Origin of the sequence: Nocardia sp. CC213A, assembly GCF_030766805.1 — a bacterium.
Classification (GTDB): domain Bacteria; phylum Actinomycetota; class Actinomycetes; order Mycobacteriales; family Mycobacteriaceae; genus Nocardia; species Nocardia otitidiscaviarum.
The window spans coordinates 222530-240071 of sequence record NZ_JASFXA010000006.1 but is presented as its reverse complement, the minus strand read 5'-3'; the positions used below and the strand labels follow the sequence as shown (position 1 = coordinate 240071).

The following is a 17542-nucleotide window of genomic DNA, read 5'->3' as shown; positions in this document are numbered from 1 at the left end:
ATAGCGGGGGTTACGTCCGGCCCCCGGTTGATCACACGATCAACTATTGGTAGGAATGGGGTTCAACGGTGTGGGACGCCTCACAAGGGCTGTCTCAGACACGAGAGTGACCCCATAGTGAACAAGTTCTCAAGCGCCTAGCTATCACCGAGAAAAAGAGCTGTTCAATACCTGCGAAAGCCTTACGCAGCGCCAGTGAACGTGTTCTAATCATTCAGCGGGGCGTAGATCACATTCAGATCTCGTGCGCTATAAGCAAGGCAGGGGCAGGAGGAAACGCGGGAATGAACGACGTTCTTGCCGTGCCGTTGCGGGCGGTCGGAGGGTTCTTCGAACTCGCCGGAAGCGTCGCTCGCGCCGCGGTACGGCCCCCATTTCAGCGCCGCGAATTCATCGAACAAGCGTGGTTCGTGGCTCGGGTATCGATCATCCCGACCCTGCTGGTGGCGATTCCGTTCACGGTGCTGGTCAGCTTCACGCTCAACATCCTGCTCCGGGAGATCGGCGCGGCCGACCTCTCCGGCGCGGGTGCGGCCTTCGGGTCCATCACCCAGGTCGGCCCGATGGTCACCGTGCTCATCGTGGCCGGCGCGGGCGCCACCGCCATCTGCGCGGATCTCGGCGCCCGCACCATCCGTGAGGAGATCGACGCCATGCGGGTGCTGGGCATCGATCCCATCCAACGCCTGGTGGTACCGCGCGTGCTCGCCTCGATGTTCGTGGCGGCACTGCTCAACGGCCTCGTCAGCACCATCGGCATCCTCGGGGGCTTCCTGTTCTCGGTCTTCCTCCAGGACGTCAACCCGGGCGCGTTCGTCAACGGCATCACGCTGCTGACACACTTCCCGGAACTCGTCATCTCCGAGGTGAAGGCCACCCTGTTCGGACTCGCGGCCGGACTCGTCGCCTGCTACCTGGGGCTGAACGTGAAGGGCGGCCCCAAGAGCGTGGGCGACGCGGTCAACCAGACCGTCGTCTTCTCCTTCATGGTGTTGTTCGTGGTTAACGTGGTCGTCACCGCGGTCGGCATCAAGTTCACGGCGCGGTGATCTGATGGCGTTCGTGATCGAGTCCAGATTCCCGCGAATCACCAAGCGGGTCAGGCGTGTTGGCGAGGGTATCGACTCCGTCGGCAAACACGCCGTGTTCTACGCGCAGTCGATGGCCTCGGTGCCGCGGGCGCTGGTGCACTACCGCACCGAGACCATTCGGCTCATCGCCGAGATCTCCATGGGCACCGGCGCGCTCGCGGTCATCGGCGGCACCGTCGTGATCGTCGGCTTCCTCACCCTCGCCGCGGGCGGCACCATCGCCGTGCAGGGGTACAGCTCCCTGGGCAATATCGGCGTCGAGGCGCTGACCGGCTTCTTCGCCGCGTTCATCAATGTGCGCATCGCCGCGCCGGTGATCTCGGGCATCGGATTGGCGGCCACCCTGGGCGCGGGCACCACCGCGCAGCTGGGCGCCATGCGCGTCTCCGAGGAGATCGACGCGTTGGAGGTCATGGCGATTCGCCCGGTGCCCTTCCTCGTCGGCACCCGGATGCTCGCGGGCATCATCGCCATCATTCCGCTGTACTCGCTCGCCGTGATCGCCTCCTTCATCGCGAGTCGCTTCGCGACCGTGGTGATCTACGGGCAGTCGGCGGGCGTCTACGACCACTACTTCGAAACCTTCCTGATTCCCAGCGACATTCTGTGGTCGTTCGCGCAGGCGATCTTCATGGCCCTGGCGGTCATGGCGATTCACACCTACTACGGCTTCCACGCCGCGGGTGGGCCGGTCGGCGTGGGAGTCGCGGTCGGCAACGCCGTGCGGGCCTCCCTGGTCGCGGTCGTCACCGTGACGCTGCTGATCTCGCTGGCCATCTACGGCACCTCCGGCAACTTCCATCTCTCCGGGTAGGGCGGCGAATGGGTACGCAAACACGCAAACCACAATCACGGTTCGAAGAGCCGTGGGTGATCCGGCTGTGCGGGCTCGGCATGGTGCTGGGCGTGGTGGCCGTGGTCACCCTCTGCCTGGTCATGTTCGCGGGCGGCTTCGAGAACACCGTCAAGGTCTCCGTCGAATCGCCGCGCAGCGGCCTGGTGCTCGACCCGGACGCCAAGGTCAAGATCCGCGGCGTGGAAATCGGCAAGGTCTCCGGTGTGCACAACACCGCCGACGGCGCGCGCATCGATCTCGAACTCGATCCGGAACAGCTGCGGATGGTGCCCGCCAATGCCGTCGTGGATATCAGGTCCACCACGGTATTCGGCGCGAAATATATCAATTTCATTGCGCCGCAGAATGCTTCGCGGGAATCACTGCAACCCGGCGCAGTGGTGCGAGCGAGTTCGGTTACCGTCGAATTCAATACGCTGTTCCAGCATCTCAATGACGTGCTCGCGAAAATCGAGCCGGAGAAGCTGAATGCCACGTTGCAGGCGGTGGGTTCGGCATTGCAGGGCCGTGGCGAGAAGATCAACCAGCTGCTCGTCGACAGCGAGGCGTTCCTGCGCGACATCAACCCCTCACTGCCCACCCTGCAGGAGGATCTGCGCAAGACCACCCAGGTCACCGGCCTCTACGCCGACACCGTGCCGGATCTGCTGCGCACCACCGACAATCTGGTGGTCACCGGCGGGACGCTGGCCGAGCGGGCCGGGGATCTGGACCTGGTGCTCACCAACATCATCGGACTGGCCGACACCGCCACCCCGATCCTGAACGAGACGGAATCGCCGCTGGTGGAAGCACTTCGACTGCTGCATCCGGCCACAGACACCCTGTACGAGTACCGCACCGCGGTGTCCTGCGTGGTCAACGGCCTCGGCCCGCTGATGCCGCTCTACGGTGAGATCTTCGGCGGCCGGTATCCGGCGGTCTCCATGAACGCCAGCCTCATGCCCGCCGGTGAGCCCTACAAGTACCCGGAGGATCTGCCCAAGGTGAACGCCACCGGCGGACCGCACTGTGAGGACGTCACCGGCTGGGAGACCGGTGACAAGGCCAACTACCTGGTCACCGACACCTCACAGGGGCATGTCTGGCAGCCGCCGACCGAACCGAGCCTCAACGAGGGCACCGTCTTCGAATTGCTGTTCGCCGGATTGCCGGGGGTGAGGTAGCGGTGCGCTTCACACCCCACGCGGTCACGGTCAAGCTCGGCCTGTTCACCCTCGTCATGGTGCTGATCCTGGGCATGCTCGGGATCGTCTTCAGTGAGATGCGGTTCTCCCGCGAGTACGGCTACAAGGCCGTGTTCACCAGCTCGTCGGGCATCCTGCCGGGGGCGAAGGTGCGCATCGCCGGTGTGCCGGTCGGCTCGGTGACCTCGGTGCGGGTCGGCGAGGACAATCTCGCCCATCTCGAATTCGACGTGGACCGCAAGTACCGGCTCTACCAGAGCACCACGGCCGCCATCCGCTACGAGAACCTGGTCGGCGACCGGTATCTGGAGTTGCTGGAGGGCCCCGGCACGGCGGAGGTGATGCGGGAGGGCGCGACCATGGGCACCGACCGCACCAAGCCCGCACTGGATCTGGACATGCTGCTGGGCGGGATGAAGCCCCTGCTGCGCGGCCTGGATCCGGCGCAGGTCAACGACCTCACCGAGGCGCTGCTGCAGATCTTCCAGGGGCAGGGCGGCACACTGGTGTCGCTGCTGAACAGCTCCGGCTCCTTCGCCAAGACGCTGTCCGAGCGAGATGCCCTGATCGGCAGTGTGATCGAGAATCTGAAGACGGTGCTGGCCACCATCGACGATCGTGATCAGGAATTCGCGACCACGCTGGACGAATTGCAGCGGTTGGTCAGCGGGCTGGCCGCGGACAAGGATCCGATCGGGGACGCCATTCCCCGGATCTCCGGGGCGACAGGCGATCTCACCGGGCTGCTCACCCAGGCCCGGCCGGATCTGAAGGAGACCATCAACCAGCTGGGGCGTACCGCCACGAGCATCGACGATCAATCCGGCGATATCGAGTGGATCATCCAGAACCTGCCGGACGCCTACAAGAAGCTGGTTCGCATCGGCTCCTACGGATCGTTCCTGAACATCTACGTCTGCGGCACCGACTTCCTGGTCGACGGCCCCGACGGCAAGCCGCTGTTCCTCAAACTGCCCGGCGCGCAGACCACCGGGAGGTGTGCGAAGTGAACGGACAGCGCTCATCGGTGATCAATGTGGGCATCGTCGGCATCGTGCTGGCGGTGACCATCTCACTGGCCTCGCTCCAGTTCGACCGATTGCCGTTCCTGGCCTCCGGTATTCAGTACACCGCCCATTTCGGTGACGCGGGCGGTCTGGTGCCCGGTGACCAGGTTCAGGTCGCGGGCGTGCGGTCCGGGCGGGTCGAGGACGTGCGGCTGGACGGCGCGAAGGTGCTCGTGCGGTTCAGCATCGACGGCGACATCACGCTGGGCGACCGCACCAGCGCCGCCATCAAGACCAATACGGTGCTCGGTCGCAAATCCCTCGAGGTCACCCCGGCGGGGGACGGCCGCCTGCGCCGGGACGAGCCGATTCCGTTGGAGCGCACCACCTCTCCGTACTCGCTCAACGACGCGCTCGGCGACCTCGCCACCACCGTGCACGGCCTGGACATGGAGCAGGTGAACACCACGCTCGACGCGCTGTCGGCCACCTTCGCCGATACGCCCGCGCCGTTGCGGTCGGCCCTGGACGGCATCACCGCCCTGTCGCGCAGCATCAACACCCGCGACCAGGCGCTGACCGAGCTGCTGAGCAAGGCCCAGGGCGTCACCCAGGTGCTGTCCGATCGAGCCGCCAAGATCAGCGCGCTGCTCGTCGACGGCAATCAGCTGCTCGGCGAGCTGGACGCGCGGCGCACCGCGCTCGGTCAGATGATCCAGTACGTCAACGGATTGGCCCAGCAGCTCAGCGGGTTCGTCAACGACAACGAGGCCCAGCTGCGACCCACGCTGGACCGGCTGAACTCGGTATTGGCGATGCTCCAGCGCAATGAGCAGAACCTCTCCGACGCCCTCGACGCCCTCGGCCCCTACGCGGGCGCACTGGGCGAGCAGGTGGGCGGCGGCCCGTACTTCCAGGCGTACATCTCCAACGCGACCAGCAAGGGGTTGCAGCCGCTGGTCGACGCCCTGGTGTGGCCCGAACATCTGCCCGAGGACCTGCGCTCCTACCTCGACAACAGTCCGCAGCAGCCTCCCGGCCTGTATCCCGCACTGACGGAGCCCGGAAAATGAACGCCCGGAAAATGAACGCACTGAAGAACCTCGGACAGCTGCCCCGGTGGACGTGGGCCGTCGCCCTGGTCGCGCTGATCGCGGTGGTCGGTGTGCTCGCGTACCCGGCGGTGAGCCGGATCGGCAAGACCCAGATCACCGCGTACTTCCCGTCCACCAGCGGCCTCTACGCCGGTGACCAGGTGCGGGTGCTCGGCGTGCGGGTCGGCACCATCGACTCCGTGGATCCGGGCACCGACCGGGTCACGGTGCGGATGACCATCGACCGCGGCGTGGACCTGCCCGCCGACGCCAAGGCCGTCATCGTGTCGCCCTCGCTGGTGTCGGCGCGGTTCATTCAGCTTGCCCCCGCCTACACCGGCGGCGACAAACTGGCCGACGGCGCGACCATCCCGATCGAGCGCACCGCCATTCCGGTGGAGTGGGACGACATCAAGACCGAACTGTCCAGGCTGGCGACGACCCTCGGCCCGGTGGGCGATGACGAACAGGGTTCCTTCGGTCGATTCGTCGACACCGCCGCCGACAATCTCGACGGCAACGGTGAGGCGTTCCGCGACACCCTGCGGGAGCTGTCCAGCGCGCTGACCACGCTGTCCGACGGCCGCACCGACCTGTTCGCCACCATTCGCAATTTGCAGCAGTTCGTGGACGTGCTCTCCAAGAGCAACGACCAGATCGTGCAGTTCGGCGGGCGGCTCGCCTCGGTGTCCTCGGTGCTGGCCGGAGTGTCCACCGATCTCGGTGCGGGACTGGAGAATCTGGATATCGCGGTCGCGGATGTGCAGCGCTTCATCGACGCCCGCGGCGGCGCGCTGACCGAGAGCGTGCAGCGGCTCAGCGAGGTGACCCAGCTGCTGGTGGACAAGCGGCCCGAGGTGGAGCGCGTGCTGCACTCCGGCCCCACCGCCCTGGTGAACTTCTATCAGATCTACAAGCCCGCCCAGGGGTCGCTGACCGGCTATCCGGTGCTCACCAACTTCGCCGACCCGATCAGCTTCCTCTGCGGGTCGATCGAGGCGCTGGAGACCAACGACTCCGACAAGAGCGCGGACCTGTGCGCCACCATGCTCGGCCCGGTGCTGAACAGCATGGCCATGAACTATCCGCCGCTCATGCTCAGCACGCCGACCAATGCGACCGCCTATCCGGAGCAGCTGGTGTACAGCACACCGGAGGTCGCGGCCGCGGCCGGCGGCGTCACGGTGCCGGGCAGCATCGCCGAACTGGCCGTTCCGGGAGGCAACTGATGAAAGCTGTGTTGGCTTTGCTCTCCGCTCCGGTCAGTCCAGAACCGAGACGTGCCACACACCTCGCCCGCACCCGGGTGGCGGGCATGGCGATCGGTATCGCGATCGCGTTGGGCGCCACCGGATGTCAGTGGGACGGCCTCAACTCGTTGCCGATGCCGGGCGCGGAGGGCACCGGTGCGGGGGCGTGGCAAGTCAAGATCCAGATGCCGAATGTCACGACGCTGACCCGCAATTCGCCGGTTCGCGTCCATGACGTCGCGGTCGGCTCGGTGACCGGTATCGAGGTGGAGGGCTGGCACGCGCTGGTCACCGTGAGCCTCGAACCGGATGTGAAGCTGCCCGCGAACGCCACGGCCAAGATCGGCCAGACCAGCCTGCTCGGCAGTAACCACCTCGAACTGGCCGCGCCCACCGATGTTCCGGCACAGGGCGAACTGCGGCCCGGCGATGTCATCCCGCTGGAGCGGGCGGGTGCGTACCCGACCACCGAGCAGACGCTGTCCTCCCTCTCGGTGGTGCTCAACGGCGGCGGCATCAGCCAGTTGGAGACCATCACCAAGGAACTGAACACCGCGCTGAGCACCGACACCGAGGCCATCCGCGAACTGCTGCCGCAGCTGAACACCCTCGTCACCACGCTCGACGCGCAGACCAACGACATCATCGCGGCCATGGGCGGACTGGATCGGTTCTCCGGAATCCTGGCGCAGCAACAGGATCGGGTGGTCGCGGCCATCGAGAACATCCATCCGGCGCTGACCGTGCTCGCCGACCGCCGGGAGAACATCACCCGTGCGCTGACCGCGCTCGGCGGGCTCAGCGACGTGGTGTCGCGCATCGTGGACAACGGCGGCGATCACCTCACCGCCGAACTGGCCAACCTCTGGCCGCTGCTGCAGGAGATCGCCAATACCGGAACGAATCTCAGTGCGGCGCTGGACATGCTGCTCACCTTCCCGTTCTCGCTGAAGAACCTGGACGGCGCGGTGCGCGGCGACTACCTCAACGTGAAGATCACCTACGATCTCACCGCCGCGCGCCTGAGCAAGAACTTCCTCACCGGAACGCCGCTCGGTCCGCGCTTCGGCGGCGTCGAAGGAGCGCTCGGCCAGCTGGGCGGCACCCCCGGTGAGCCGGTCGATCCGCGGACCGCGCCACTGAACCCCCGGCCGGAGTCGCAGGCACCCGAGCCGAGTATTCCCGGGCTGCCGCCGATTCCGGGGCTGCCCGCGATTCCGGGACTCACCGTGCCGCAGGGGAGTGGACAGTGAAACTCACGCGCTTCGTCAAGATCCAGCTGGTCATCTTCTCGGTGCTGACGGTTATCGGCATCACCGTGATGAGCGGTACGTACGTGCAGCTGCCCGCCATGTTCGGCATCGGCCGCTACGACGTCACGGTGCGACTCGCCGCCACCGGTGGACTCTACGAGAACGCCAATGTCACCTATCGCGGTACCACCGTCGGCAAGGTGACGGCGGTGCGCCTGACGCCGGAGGGTGTCGACGCCGAACTCTCCATCGACAGCGACTACAAGATCCCTTCCGACGTGGACGCCTGGGTGCGCAGTGTGTCGGCGGTCGGCGAGCAGTATGTGGACCTGCTCCCGGTCGACAACGGCACGGGCGGCAACCTCTCCGACGGTTCGGTCATCCCGGTGGAGCGGACCAAGCTACCGCAGGATGTCGGCTCCCTGCTCGAACAGACCGACCGACTGCTGAACAGTGTCGCGGACACCAAACTGCGGCAGGTCATCGACGACGCCTTCCTGGCATTCGACGGTGCCGGTCCGGATCTGCAGCGCTTCCTCGACTCCGCGTCCCTGCTCGTCCAGGAGGCGCGGAACAACTCCGAGGCCACCAAGGCCCTGATCGATCAGATCGGGCCGCTGCTGGACACCCAGATCGAATCCGATGCGGCGATCCGGTCGTGGACCGCGGATCTGGCCACACTGACCGATCAACTGCGCGAACACGATCCGGCGCTGCGCAATGTGCTCAGCAAGACGCCGGGCGCCGCCGGCAGCGCCACCCGACTGTTCCAGGACCTGAATCCGACGCTGCCGCTGCTCGCGCGCAATCTGGCCAGCGTCGGCCAGGTCAGCTACGTCTACGATCCGGGCATCGAACAGCTGCTGGTCGTTTTCCCGCCGCTGGTCGGAGCGCTGCTGACGATCGCGCTCAACGGTCCGCTGGAGTACGGGGCCATGGTCGACTTCATGGTCAGCGTCAATGACCCGCAGGGCTGCACCACCGGCTTCCTCCCCGCCGATCAGCGGCGTTCGGCCGCACTGCGGGATGTGCCGGACACCCCGGGCGGCCTGTACTGCAAGGTCTCGCAGGACGCGCCGTTCGCGGTGCGCGGCATTCGCAATACGCCCTGTATGGAGGTGCCGGGCAAGCGCGCGCCCACGCCGGAACTCTGCCGGGATCCGCAGGGGTTCGTGCCGCTGGGCGACAATCCGCCGTTCGGGCCGCCGAATCCGGTGGCGCCGTCCGGCGATACCGGCGGTGAGCAGCCACAGGGCGGTGCGTCCGGCGCTCCGGCCGGTGCGACCCAACCGGCGTCGGTCGAGACGCGGTCCTACGATCCGCGTACCGGGACCGTGCTCGGACCCGACGGCCGCATGTACCGTCAGGCCAATATCGGACCGGACGGCTCCGGGGTGATCCCGACGAGTCTGACAGCGATGGTGCAGGAGCAGATGCGATGAGTGATACCGGTGGGGTGACGAACCGAAACCGGCGGCGCGCGGTGCGCTCGGAGGGGCCGCCGCCGGAAGCGGGGGCCGACACCTCACGGGTGCACCGGGCCACCGTTTCGGCAGCGGCCGGGGCCGACGAGGTGACGGCCACGCCGCCCACCGTCGAACTCGGCAAGCACGAGGAGGCCGGGGCCACCGAGCCGGTGGCGCGCGACGAGCCGAGCGAGTCGGCCGCGGCGTCGGTGGAACTCGGTAAACCGGCGGCCGCCGAGCCGGTGCGGCTCGACGACGCTGTGGACAGCAGTGCGGCCGAGCGGATTCCGCAGCCGCCCGCCGCAGCCGCCGTGCCTGCCCCGGTTCCTCCCGCACCGCCGACCGGCGATCCTGTCACATCCGAGGCCGTCACATCCGAGGCCGTCGTGTCCGAGGGGCCCGCAGCTCCTTCGGCCGCGGGCATCGGCTGGCAGCGGATCGTGGCGGTGGCCGCGGTGCTGCTGGCGGTGGCGCTCATGGGCGGCACCGGCTACCTGGTGCACCTGCGCGGTGAGATCGCCGCGGAGAACGCCTTGCGCGCCGACTACGTGCAGACGGCCAAGCAGGCCATGCTCAACATCACCAATATCAGCGCCGAGACCGCGTCCGACGACATCAAGCGGGTGCTCGAGGTGACCTCGGGTGAGCTGGCCGCCGAATACGAGCAGCGCAAGGACGATTACGCCGGAATCGTGCAGAAGGCGGAGGTGCGCGCCAAGGGCGAGGTCATCGACGCCGCCATCGAAAGCTCCGACGACCACTCCGCGATCGTGCTGGTGGCCGTCAAGCAGACCCTCACCAACGCCGGTGCGGAAGGTCCGCAGCAGCGGCAGTTCCGGTTCCGGGTGACCATCACCCACACCGAGCGAGGTCTGGCCGCGACGCAGATGGAGATGGTGATATGACCGCGCGACTTGTCGACCGCTTCCTGTTGACCGGAGCCTGCCTGCTGCTCGTCGCCGCCATGGTGGTCGGCTCCTGGGTGGGCTACGCATATCGGCAGGATCAGCGGGCCGAACAGGCCAGGGAGGATTCGCTGGTCGTTGCCCGCCGCGCCGTGGAGGGCATGTTCGGCTACAACTTCAACACCATCGACACCCAGATGGCCAAGGTCAGCGAGGATATGACCGAGGACTTCAAGGCCGACTGGAAGAACGTGACCGAAACCGTCCTCGCGCCCGGCGCGAAGGAGAAGGAACTCGTGGTGCAGGCCACCGTGACCGGCAGCGGCGTGATCAGTGCCGAGGCCGATCACACCGAGGTCATGATCTTCCTGAACCAGCGCAGCACCGGCAAGGACCCCGCCAAGGGCACCTACGACGCCAGCCGCCTGAAGGTGCGACTGGACCGCGAGGGGGGTCGCTGGCTGGTGGCGGACGTCGACCCCATCTAGAGTGCTGAGGTCAGCGAAAGACCTTAGGAATCAGGAAGATCGCGTGGGCACGACACAACAGCCGCAGTGGACCGCGGCCGACATACCGGATCTGCACGGCCGCGTCGCCGTCGTCACCGGAGCCAGCGCCGGAATCGGCGTGGCCACGGCCTTCCTGCTCGCCGACAGCGGGGCGCACGTGGTACTGGCCTGCCGCAACCTCGAAAAAGCGGAATTGGTGGCCGATTCCATTCGTGTCGGCGCACCCGACGCCGAATTGTCGCTGGTGGAACTGGATCTCGCCGCGCAGGCATCGGTGCATGCGGCGGCGCGACAGCTTCGCGACCGTTTCACGCACATCGATCTGCTGATCAACAACGCGGGCACCGCGGTGATGCGGCCGGAGCGTACCGTCGACGATTTCGAAACCACCATCGCCACCAACCATCTCGGCCACTTCGCGCTCACCGGCCTGCTGCTCGACCGCCTGCTGGCCGCACCCGACGCCCGGGTCGTCTCGGTCACCAGCGGCGCGTTCGGCAAGACCATGGACACCGTGGACGTCGACGACCTGTTCTTCGAGCGCCGCGACTACCGGGGCCTGCACGCCTACGCGCAGTCCAAACTGGCGGTGCAGCTCTTCATCGCCGAGCTGCAGCGCCGCCTCAACGGCGCCGACGCCAGGCTGGTCGCGACGATGGCCAATCCCGGTATCGCCCAATCCGATTTCGAACAGAACCTGGGCCCGGTCGTCCGCTTCCTGTCCCGCCCGGCTTTCAAGTGGTTCTTCGACTCGCTGAAGCAGACCCCCGAAATGGGCGCGCTGCCCACCGTGCGCGCGGCCGTCGACCCGAGCGTGCGCGGCGGTGAGTTCTTCGGCCCCACGGGGCGTTTCAAAGGCTATCCGGTCCGCAAGGCGCCGACCCCCGGAGCCGACGACCCGGAACTCGCGGCGCGGCTGTGGGAGAAGTCCGAGCAACTCACCGGCGTCAGCTTCCGCTTCACCGAGCCGGTCGGCGATCTGGAGGCAGGTCACTCCCTCCGGTAGCGGCACGCCACCTCATGGAACGCCTGCTTGGGTGTCCAGCCGCCGACCGCGCCGTCGGCGAATTTCACGACGCCGAATCCCGCTCGGTCGAGATCGAAGCGGGGATCGGTGCTGTGTGGGAAGTCGGGCATGGCGAACGTGAACACGAAACAGCCGTGCACACCGCTGGTTTCGTACAGGCCGATCAGATCGCCCAGATAGCCTGCCTGTATACGTTCGTCGCGCGGATGCTCGCCGCGGATATGCGGTCGATCGCTGAACCAGCGGACGATCCGGAACGATCCCGCGCCCCGGCGGTCCGCACCTTCGAAAGCGCCGCAACCGAACTCGGTGATGACAACCGGCTTCTCGTTGTCGGCCACCAGTTCTCGGACGCGTCGCGCGTAGCGGTCGGGATCGTGCCCGGATCGGTAGAGATTGACGCCGACCACATCGAATCGCGACCAGTCCAGGTCCTCCCACCCCGCCGCCGCGTACCCGACCGGCCCCTCGAACCGCTCCCGAGCCGTCCGCACGGCCCGTTCCAACAGTGCGTCCAGCCGCCTTGTCGCCCGCCGCCGAAACACCCCGTACGCGCGCACGATCAGCATGAGCCGCGCGTACGACCACCATCCGGGCACCATCCCCGGCGCGGTATGGGTGAATTCACTGCCCACCAGCAGCGTCACCCGCCCCGGATACCGCCCCCGCAGTTCTTCGGCTCCCGTCGCGAGCTCACCCAGCCGTCCGCACACCTCCCGCCACGGCCGGTCGCTCACCTGTGGGCGTATCCACACCTCGAGTCCGATCTCGAGTGCGTCCTCCGCCGCCCCGAGCATCCGCACCCCATCGGCACCGATCAGCATCACCGCCGTGCAGTGCAAATCCGCGTGGATCACCTCCAAATCCGCTCGTGCGGCCTCCGCCGGAACGCCGTCGACCAGGTACGAGATTCCACGAATGGTCAGCACGCGGCCCATTGTCGCGGAAAGTACTCGGCTTCGATCACAGCGGTTCCTGACTACGGGGCGAGGCGTGTCGCATCGGCGAAGGACTGTTCCACAACCCGCACGAAGGCATGATGCAGGATGCCGCGTCGGTTGGGGTCGATTCGGTGCGTGGATGACGAATGTCCCTCGCCGTAGGCGGTGAACGCCGAAACGAACAGCACCTCATCGAGTTTGAGGATCCGCCACACCGGAATCCGGTCATAGGTGTACAGCTCGACCGAGTGGTTCGACCGAGCGAGTTCCCTGAGGCGGGCGATGGACAGGTTGATGCCCGCCGAGAAGCACTCGGGTGACTCGCCGATTTCCTCGGCGCGAAATCGCGCAGCTTCACAATCGGGGTCCAGGAGTAGGACACGAAGTCTCACATCCGACGACAAAGCCTCCCGAAGCAGCGAATCATTCAAGCCGAGTATTCCGAGCCCGCGTACCGCCATGACATCGATGGCGGTGGCCTGCGCGGCGAGTTCGCGAATATCCGCGCTGGCATCTGCCTGCGAGCGGTACGTGACGCTGATTTCGGTGAGATCGGGTATGACGGGCATTCTCGGGGCCAGCCCGAGTGCGATTCGCGCGCTGTCGGGCATCGGGGTCCAAGCGGCCGATCAGATGCTCGCGGACGTGGCGAAGGCTACTGGGGTACAGGGGTCCTGAGACCCGCACCCCGGGCGGAGGCCGGATCGAACCGGGTGCGGCGCCGGTTTGGCGTATCGGGTCCGGAACGCGGCGTGCCGGACCCTCCGGAAACCGTCACCGCCGGTCATAGGCTCCAACGCGTGACGTACAGCATCCTCGCCATCTCCGGCAGCCTGAGCGTGGGCTCGCACAATACGGCGCTGCTGCGCACGGCGCAGCGGCTCGGCACCGACCTGGATATCGAGATCTACGAGGGCCTGCGCGACATCCCGCCCTACGATCTGGATTTCGACGACCCGTACCGGCGTCCGGCGGTGGTGACCGACCTGCGCCGCCGGATCACCGAGGCGGACGGACTCCTCATCGCCACACCGGAGTTCAATCATTCGATGCCCGGGGTGCTCAAGAACGCCATCGACTGGGTCAGCACCGACTGGGCCGAGGTCGAGGGCCGCCCGCTGCTGCGCAAACCGATCGCCATCATGGGCGCGTCACCGAGCCGTTTCGGTTCCGTGCGCGCCCAGCTCGCCCTGCGCCAGGTGCTGCTCCAGACGCGCAGCGATGTCGTGGTCACACCGCAGGTGATCATCGACAATGCCCACGAGCGCTTCGACGACGACGGCAATCCGACCGATCGGACCACGGTGGATCTGCTCGCGAACCTGCTGACGGCGCTGGCCGACAAGATCGACCGCGCCCACCGCCCGCAGCCGGTGGGCTGAGCCCCATCGGGAACCGAACCGCCGCGCTCAGCGGCGCGGTGCCGGATCCACGTCGTCGTCGGACAGCAGGGCGCTGCCCGCCACGCGGTCCTGAGCCAGGGCGTCGAGGAAGGCGCGGGCCCAGCGGTCGACATCGTGGGTGAGGACCTGGCGGCGCATGGAGCGCATCCGGCGGCGGCGGGCGTCGCGGTCGTCGTTCACCGCGGCGAGGATGGCCTCCTTGACGCTTTCCAGATCGTGCGGGTTGCACAGGTACGCCTGGCGCAATTCGGCTGCCGCGCCGGTGAACTCGCTCAACACCAGCGCGCCGTTCAGGCCGCCCTGGCAGGCCACGTACTCCTTGGCCACCAGGTTCATGCCGTCGCGCAGCGGCGTCACCACCATGACGTCGGCGGCCACGAAGAACGAGATCAGCTCCTCGCGCGGAATCGGGCGGTGCAGGTAGTGCACCACCGGGTGACCCACCCGGGCGAACTCGCCGTTGATGCGACCCACCTGGCGTTCGATATCGCCGCGCATCTGGATGTAGGACTCCACCCGCTCCCGGCTCGGGGTGGCCAGCTGCACCATGACCAGCTCGGCGGGGTCGATCTTCCCCTCGTGCAGCAGCTCCTCCAGCGCGGCGAGGCGGATATCGATGCCCTTGGTGTAGTCCAGGCGGTCCACGCCGAGCAGGACGGTCTTCGGATCACCCAGTTCCGCACGGATCTTCGCGGCCCGTTCGCGTACCGAGCGGCGACGCGAGTGCTCGTCCAGCTCCGCCGAGGCGATGGAGATGGGGAACGCGCCGACCCGCACGGTGCGGAAACCCACCTGCACCACACCCATTTTCGAGCGCACGCCGACGGTGCCGCGGGACGTCGGCTGGCCCGCGAGACGGCGCGCCAGATACAGGAAGTTCTGCGCGCCACCGGGCAGATGGAAGCCGATGAGATCCGCGCCGAGCAGCCCCTCCACGATCTCGGTGCGCCAGGGCATCTGCATGAACAGTTCCACCGGCGGGAACGGAATGTGCAGGAAGAAGCCGATGGTCAGATCCGGACGCAGCATGCGCAGCATCTTCGGCACCAGTTGCAGCTGGTAGTCCTGCACCCATACCGTCGCGCCCTCCGCCGCCACCTTCGCGGTGTGCTCGGCGAAGCGGCGGTTCACCTGGACGTAGGCCTGCCACCACTGGCGGTCGTACACCGGCCGCACGATCACGTCGTGGTACAGCGGCCACAGCGTGGCATTGGAGAAGCCCTCGTAGTAGTCGGCCACCTCCTCGGCCGACAGCGGCACCGGGAACAGGTCCAACCCGTCCTCGGTGATCGGGTCCACCTCCACGTCCGGAACACCGGCCCAGCCGACCCAGGCGCCCTTGTTGTTGCGCAGCACGGGCTCCAGCGCCGTCACCAGGCCGCCCGGACTGCGCTTCCAGCGGGTGGTGCCGTCCGGAAGGCGTTCCAGGTCGACCGGCAGCCGATTCGCGACGACCACGAATCCGGAACCGGCACCCTCATCGGGAATGAGCGCCCCCGGGCCACGGTAGGCCGCGGGGACACCGTCGAACTCGTCGGGCTCGGTGTCCGGATCGTGCTGGGAGTCGTCGGTCTGATTCATCGGTCCACTCGATTCCTTTGCCCGTCGCAGGGAGCCCGTTGTAGTTGTCGGTAGTCGAACCCGCCTCAGTCGGCCCGGTTGCTCGGGCCGATGCCGAGCATCGACAGCAGCATGCGGCATTCGTCGGCGTCCGCGGCGTAGGCGGCCACGACGCGCTGAGCCTGACGGGCGGTTTCGTCGGCGAGCGGCTCGAGATCGTCGTCCGCGATGTCGTTGGCGCTGCTCTTCGCGGCCATCATCGTGTCCTCTCGGATGTCTGTGCACAGGTTATGAGGTGTCCATGGTATCCGCACCTCGGAGGTGAACCGTCCGCTCGGTGCAGATGGGGCTCCGAAGGCCGGTGGTGAGAAACGTCGCGCGCCCCGCGGGCTATACGGTGGAGGTGCAGACGACAGGCGAATGCACGAGTCAAGGTGATGAAGGGGTCGATGTCCATGCCGTTGGCCACGGTGAACGGAATTTCGCTGAACTACCAGGTCAAGGGCGACCGCGCCAAGGGCACCGACGTCAAGGGCGGGGGCCCGCTGGTCGTCATGATCATGGGCACCGGCAGCCCGGGGCGGGTGTGGGAGCTGCATCAGACGCCCGCACTGGTGGCCGCCGGGTACCGGGTGTGCACCTTCGACAATCGTGGCATCGCCCCGTCCTTCGAGGCCGCCGACGGCATGACCATCGACGATCTGGTGCGTGACACCGCGGCGCTCATCGAATTCCTGGACGAGGGTCCGGCACTGGTCGCGGGTACCTCCATGGGCGCGCGCGTCGCCCAGGAACTCGCGCTCGCCCGCCCCGAACTGGTGCGCAAGGCCGTGTTCATGGCGGGGCACGGTCGGCTCGACCAGTTCCAGAAGACGCTGTCGCTGGGCGAGCACGAACTCGACGCCAGCGGGGTCACGCTGCCCGCCAAGTACGACGCCGCCCTCACCGCCGTCATGAACCTCTCCCCGGCCACCATGGCGGATCCGAACGCCGCCCGTGACTGGCTGGACCTGTTCGAGTTCACCGGCGGCCCGGTCTCGCCCGGCGTGCGCGCCCAGCGCCGCATGGACCACGACTTCGACCGCCTGGCCGCCTACCGGGCCATTACGGTGCCGTGCCTGTCCATTGGTTTCGCCGATGACCGAATGATCCCCCCGTACCTGTCCCGCGAGGTCGCCGAGGCCATCCCGGGCGCGCGCTACCAGGAAGTTCCCGATGCCGGGCACTTCGGCTACCTGGAGCGTCCGGAGGCCGTGAACAAGATCCTGCTCGATTTCTTCGCGGCATGAAGGTAACCGCCAACGCGTAACGCTCGCCTTGCTAGGGTCGAATCAACGTCGGGGGTTCGTTCGACGCTCGTGGCTGACAACCGAGCGGAGCGCGTTCCACCAGCGTTCCCGTACACAGCGCCAGTATCCAGTGAGGTGAAATGAGCACCAATCCCTTCGACGACGAAGACGGCCGGTTCTTCGTCCTGGTCAACGACGAGGAACAGCACTCCCTGTGGCCGGCTTTCGCCGAGGTCCCGGCCGGGTGGCGAGTCGTGTTCGGCGAGGACAGCCGCGCCGCCTGCGTCGAGTATGTCGAGAAGAACTGGACGGATATGCGTCCGAAGAGCCTGCGCGACGCCATGGCGGCCGATGACGCGGCCCGTCAGGCCACTAAGTCCTGACAGTCGGCGAACAGCCACGGCGGCGCTCGCACCGAGCGCCGCACCATGAGGGATACAGGGTTACCCGCGCAGAAACGGTTGAACCGGATGCGGCCGCATGACACTTCGGGTGGCATGCGGCCGGTTCGGTAGCCGTTCCCGCCCTTGGGTATCCCAGCTGGAACCGGTTTCCGCGCAGCCGGTCCATCCAGTTATGATGTCCCCGCTTTCCCGCCTCCTTAGCTCAGTGGTAGAGCACCGCTCTTGTAAAGCGAAGGTCGTCGGTTCAATCCCGACAGGGGGCTCCAAACAGCCAGTGGGCGACACGGTGACGTCACTCTC

18 protein-coding genes and 1 tRNA gene are annotated in these 17542 nt (G+C 67.0%); 15 read left to right on the top strand and 4 right to left on the bottom strand.

Features of this window, described 5'->3' with window-relative positions:
- Positions 1-284 precede the first annotated feature (284 nt).
- From QJS31_RS13740 to QJS31_RS13690, 11 genes are all read left to right on the top strand, one after another.
- On the top strand, positions 285-1049 hold the full coding sequence (locus tag QJS31_RS13740; RefSeq protein ID WP_029925419.1) for an ABC transporter permease: 765 nt from the start codon (positions 285-287) through the stop codon (positions 1047-1049).
- Positions 1050-1053: 4 nt separating this feature from the next.
- A complete protein-coding gene (locus QJS31_RS13735) occupies positions 1054-1905 on the top strand; it encodes an ABC transporter permease (protein ID WP_029925420.1) in 852 nt (283 codons plus the stop codon).
- Between the two features lie 56 nt (positions 1906-1961).
- A complete protein-coding gene (locus tag QJS31_RS13730; protein ID WP_306356868.1) occupies positions 1962-3113 on the top strand; it encodes an MCE family protein in 1152 nt (383 codons plus the stop codon).
- Between the two features lie 56 nt (positions 3114-3169).
- Positions 3170-4144, top strand: coding sequence for an MCE family protein (locus QJS31_RS13725; protein ID WP_051036799.1), 975 nt, complete (start codon positions 3170-3172; stop codon positions 4142-4144).
- Positions 4141-5214, top strand: coding sequence for an MCE family protein (locus tag QJS31_RS13720; RefSeq protein ID WP_282779050.1), 1074 nt, complete (start codon positions 4141-4143; stop codon positions 5212-5214). Before QJS31_RS13725 ends, QJS31_RS13720 begins: the two co-directional genes overlap by 4 nt.
- An 11-nt stretch (positions 5215-5225) precedes the next feature.
- Complete coding sequence (locus QJS31_RS13715; RefSeq protein WP_282779057.1) at positions 5226-6464, top strand: MCE family protein; 1239 nt, start codon at positions 5226-5228, stop codon at positions 6462-6464.
- A gap of 86 nt (positions 6465-6550) precedes the next feature.
- Complete coding sequence (locus QJS31_RS13710; RefSeq protein WP_282779049.1) at positions 6551-7738, top strand: MCE family protein; 1188 nt, start codon at positions 6551-6553, stop codon at positions 7736-7738.
- Positions 7735-9180: an MCE family protein gene (locus QJS31_RS13705; RefSeq protein WP_306356867.1), complete on the top strand. Its 1446-nt coding sequence runs from the start codon at positions 7735-7737 to the stop codon at positions 9178-9180. The genes QJS31_RS13710 and QJS31_RS13705 overlap by 4 nt, the downstream gene beginning before the upstream one ends.
- Positions 9177-10109, top strand: coding sequence for a hypothetical protein (locus tag QJS31_RS13700; protein WP_306356866.1), 933 nt, complete (start codon positions 9177-9179; stop codon positions 10107-10109). The genes QJS31_RS13705 and QJS31_RS13700 overlap by 4 nt, the downstream gene beginning before the upstream one ends.
- Positions 10106-10597 (top strand): h domain protein, encoded by a 492-nt coding sequence (locus tag QJS31_RS13695; protein ID WP_282779045.1) that lies wholly within the window; start codon positions 10106-10108, stop codon positions 10595-10597. Before QJS31_RS13700 ends, QJS31_RS13695 begins: the two co-directional genes overlap by 4 nt.
- 43 nt (positions 10598-10640) lie before the next feature.
- Positions 10641-11624: an oxidoreductase gene (locus QJS31_RS13690; protein WP_306356865.1), complete on the top strand. Its 984-nt coding sequence runs from the start codon at positions 10641-10643 to the stop codon at positions 11622-11624.
- Here the strand turns inward: QJS31_RS13690 and QJS31_RS13685 are convergent.
- Both QJS31_RS13685 and QJS31_RS13680 read right to left on the bottom strand, forming a co-directional pair.
- Positions 11609-12574 carry a hypothetical protein gene (locus tag QJS31_RS13685; protein WP_306356864.1) on the bottom strand — a complete coding sequence of 322 codons (966 nt, stop codon included), beginning with the start codon at positions 12572-12574 and terminating at the stop codon, positions 11609-11611. The two genes, QJS31_RS13690 and QJS31_RS13685, sit on opposite strands and share 16 nt — an antisense overlap.
- A 50-nt stretch (positions 12575-12624) precedes the next feature.
- On the bottom strand, positions 12625-13197 hold the full coding sequence (locus QJS31_RS13680; protein ID WP_306356863.1) for a hypothetical protein: 573 nt from the start codon (positions 13195-13197) through the stop codon (positions 12625-12627).
- 189 nt (positions 13198-13386) lie between these two features.
- Here QJS31_RS13680 and QJS31_RS13675 point away from each other — a divergent pair, with 189 nt between their 5' ends.
- The gene (locus QJS31_RS13675) at positions 13387-13968 is read left to right on the top strand and encodes an NADPH-dependent FMN reductase (protein ID WP_282779040.1); all 582 of its coding nucleotides are present in this window, start codon (positions 13387-13389) and stop codon (positions 13966-13968) included.
- Between the two features lie 27 nt (positions 13969-13995).
- On the opposite strand, the gene QJS31_RS13670 is transcribed toward QJS31_RS13675, so the two are convergent.
- Together QJS31_RS13670 and QJS31_RS13665 are read right to left on the bottom strand one after the other, a co-directional pair.
- Positions 13996-15570, bottom strand: a complete 1575-nt coding sequence (locus QJS31_RS13670; RefSeq protein WP_282779039.1) for a trehalose-6-phosphate synthase — start codon at positions 15568-15570, stop codon at positions 13996-13998.
- Between the two features lie 65 nt (positions 15571-15635).
- On the bottom strand, positions 15636-15809 hold the full coding sequence (locus QJS31_RS13665) for a hypothetical protein (RefSeq protein WP_157533579.1): 174 nt from the start codon (positions 15807-15809) through the stop codon (positions 15636-15638).
- A 195-nt stretch (positions 15810-16004) separates the two neighbouring features.
- Here QJS31_RS13665 and QJS31_RS13660 point away from each other — a divergent pair, with 195 nt between their 5' ends.
- The 3 genes from QJS31_RS13660 to QJS31_RS13650 all read left to right on the top strand — a co-directional run bounded on the left by QJS31_RS13660 (position 16005) and on the right by QJS31_RS13650 (position 17508).
- On the top strand, positions 16005-16838 hold the full coding sequence (locus QJS31_RS13660) for an alpha/beta fold hydrolase (RefSeq protein ID WP_282779056.1): 834 nt from the start codon (positions 16005-16007) through the stop codon (positions 16836-16838).
- Between the two features lie 140 nt (positions 16839-16978).
- Positions 16979-17221: an MbtH family protein gene (locus tag QJS31_RS13655; protein WP_282779037.1), complete on the top strand. Its 243-nt coding sequence runs from the start codon at positions 16979-16981 to the stop codon at positions 17219-17221.
- 212 nt (positions 17222-17433) lie between these two features.
- Positions 17434-17508: transfer RNA gene (locus QJS31_RS13650), tRNA-Thr, on the top strand.
- Positions 17509-17542 lie beyond the last annotated feature (34 nt).

What these genes read in the sequence shown, in the direction of transcription:
- QJS31_RS13740 (WP_029925419.1), top strand. Translation starts at nt 285, where the DNA reads ATGAACGACGTTCTTGCCGTGCCGTTGCGGGCGGTCGGAGGGTTCTTC.
- QJS31_RS13735 (WP_029925420.1), top strand. Translation starts at nt 1,054, where the DNA reads ATGGCGTTCGTGATCGAGTCCAGATTCCCGCGAATCACCAAGCGGGTC.
- QJS31_RS13725 (WP_051036799.1), top strand. Translation starts at nt 3,170, where the DNA reads ATGGTGCTGATCCTGGGCATGCTCGGGATCGTCTTCAGTGAGATGCGG.
- QJS31_RS13715 (WP_282779057.1), top strand. Translation starts at nt 5,226, where the DNA reads ATGAACGCACTGAAGAACCTCGGACAGCTGCCCCGGTGGACGTGGGCC.
- QJS31_RS13710 (WP_282779049.1), top strand. Translation starts at nt 6,551, where the DNA reads ATGGCGATCGGTATCGCGATCGCGTTGGGCGCCACCGGATGTCAGTGG.
- QJS31_RS13700 (WP_306356866.1), top strand. Translation starts at nt 9,177, where the DNA reads ATGAGTGATACCGGTGGGGTGACGAACCGAAACCGGCGGCGCGCGGTG.
- QJS31_RS13695 (WP_282779045.1), top strand. Translation starts at nt 10,106, where the DNA reads ATGACCGCGCGACTTGTCGACCGCTTCCTGTTGACCGGAGCCTGCCTG.
- QJS31_RS13680 (WP_306356863.1), bottom strand. Translation starts at nt 13,197, where the DNA reads ATGCCCGACAGCGCGCGAATCGCACTCGGGCTGGCCCCGAGAATGCCC.
- QJS31_RS13670 (WP_282779039.1), bottom strand. Translation starts at nt 15,570, where the DNA reads ATGAATCAGACCGACGACTCCCAGCACGATCCGGACACCGAGCCCGAC.
- QJS31_RS13665 (WP_157533579.1), bottom strand. Translation starts at nt 15,809, where the DNA reads ATGATGGCCGCGAAGAGCAGCGCCAACGACATCGCGGACGACGATCTC.
- QJS31_RS13660 (WP_282779056.1), top strand. Translation starts at nt 16,005, where the DNA reads ATGCCGTTGGCCACGGTGAACGGAATTTCGCTGAACTACCAGGTCAAG.
- QJS31_RS13655 (WP_282779037.1), top strand. Translation starts at nt 16,979, where the DNA reads ATGAGCACCAATCCCTTCGACGACGAAGACGGCCGGTTCTTCGTCCTG.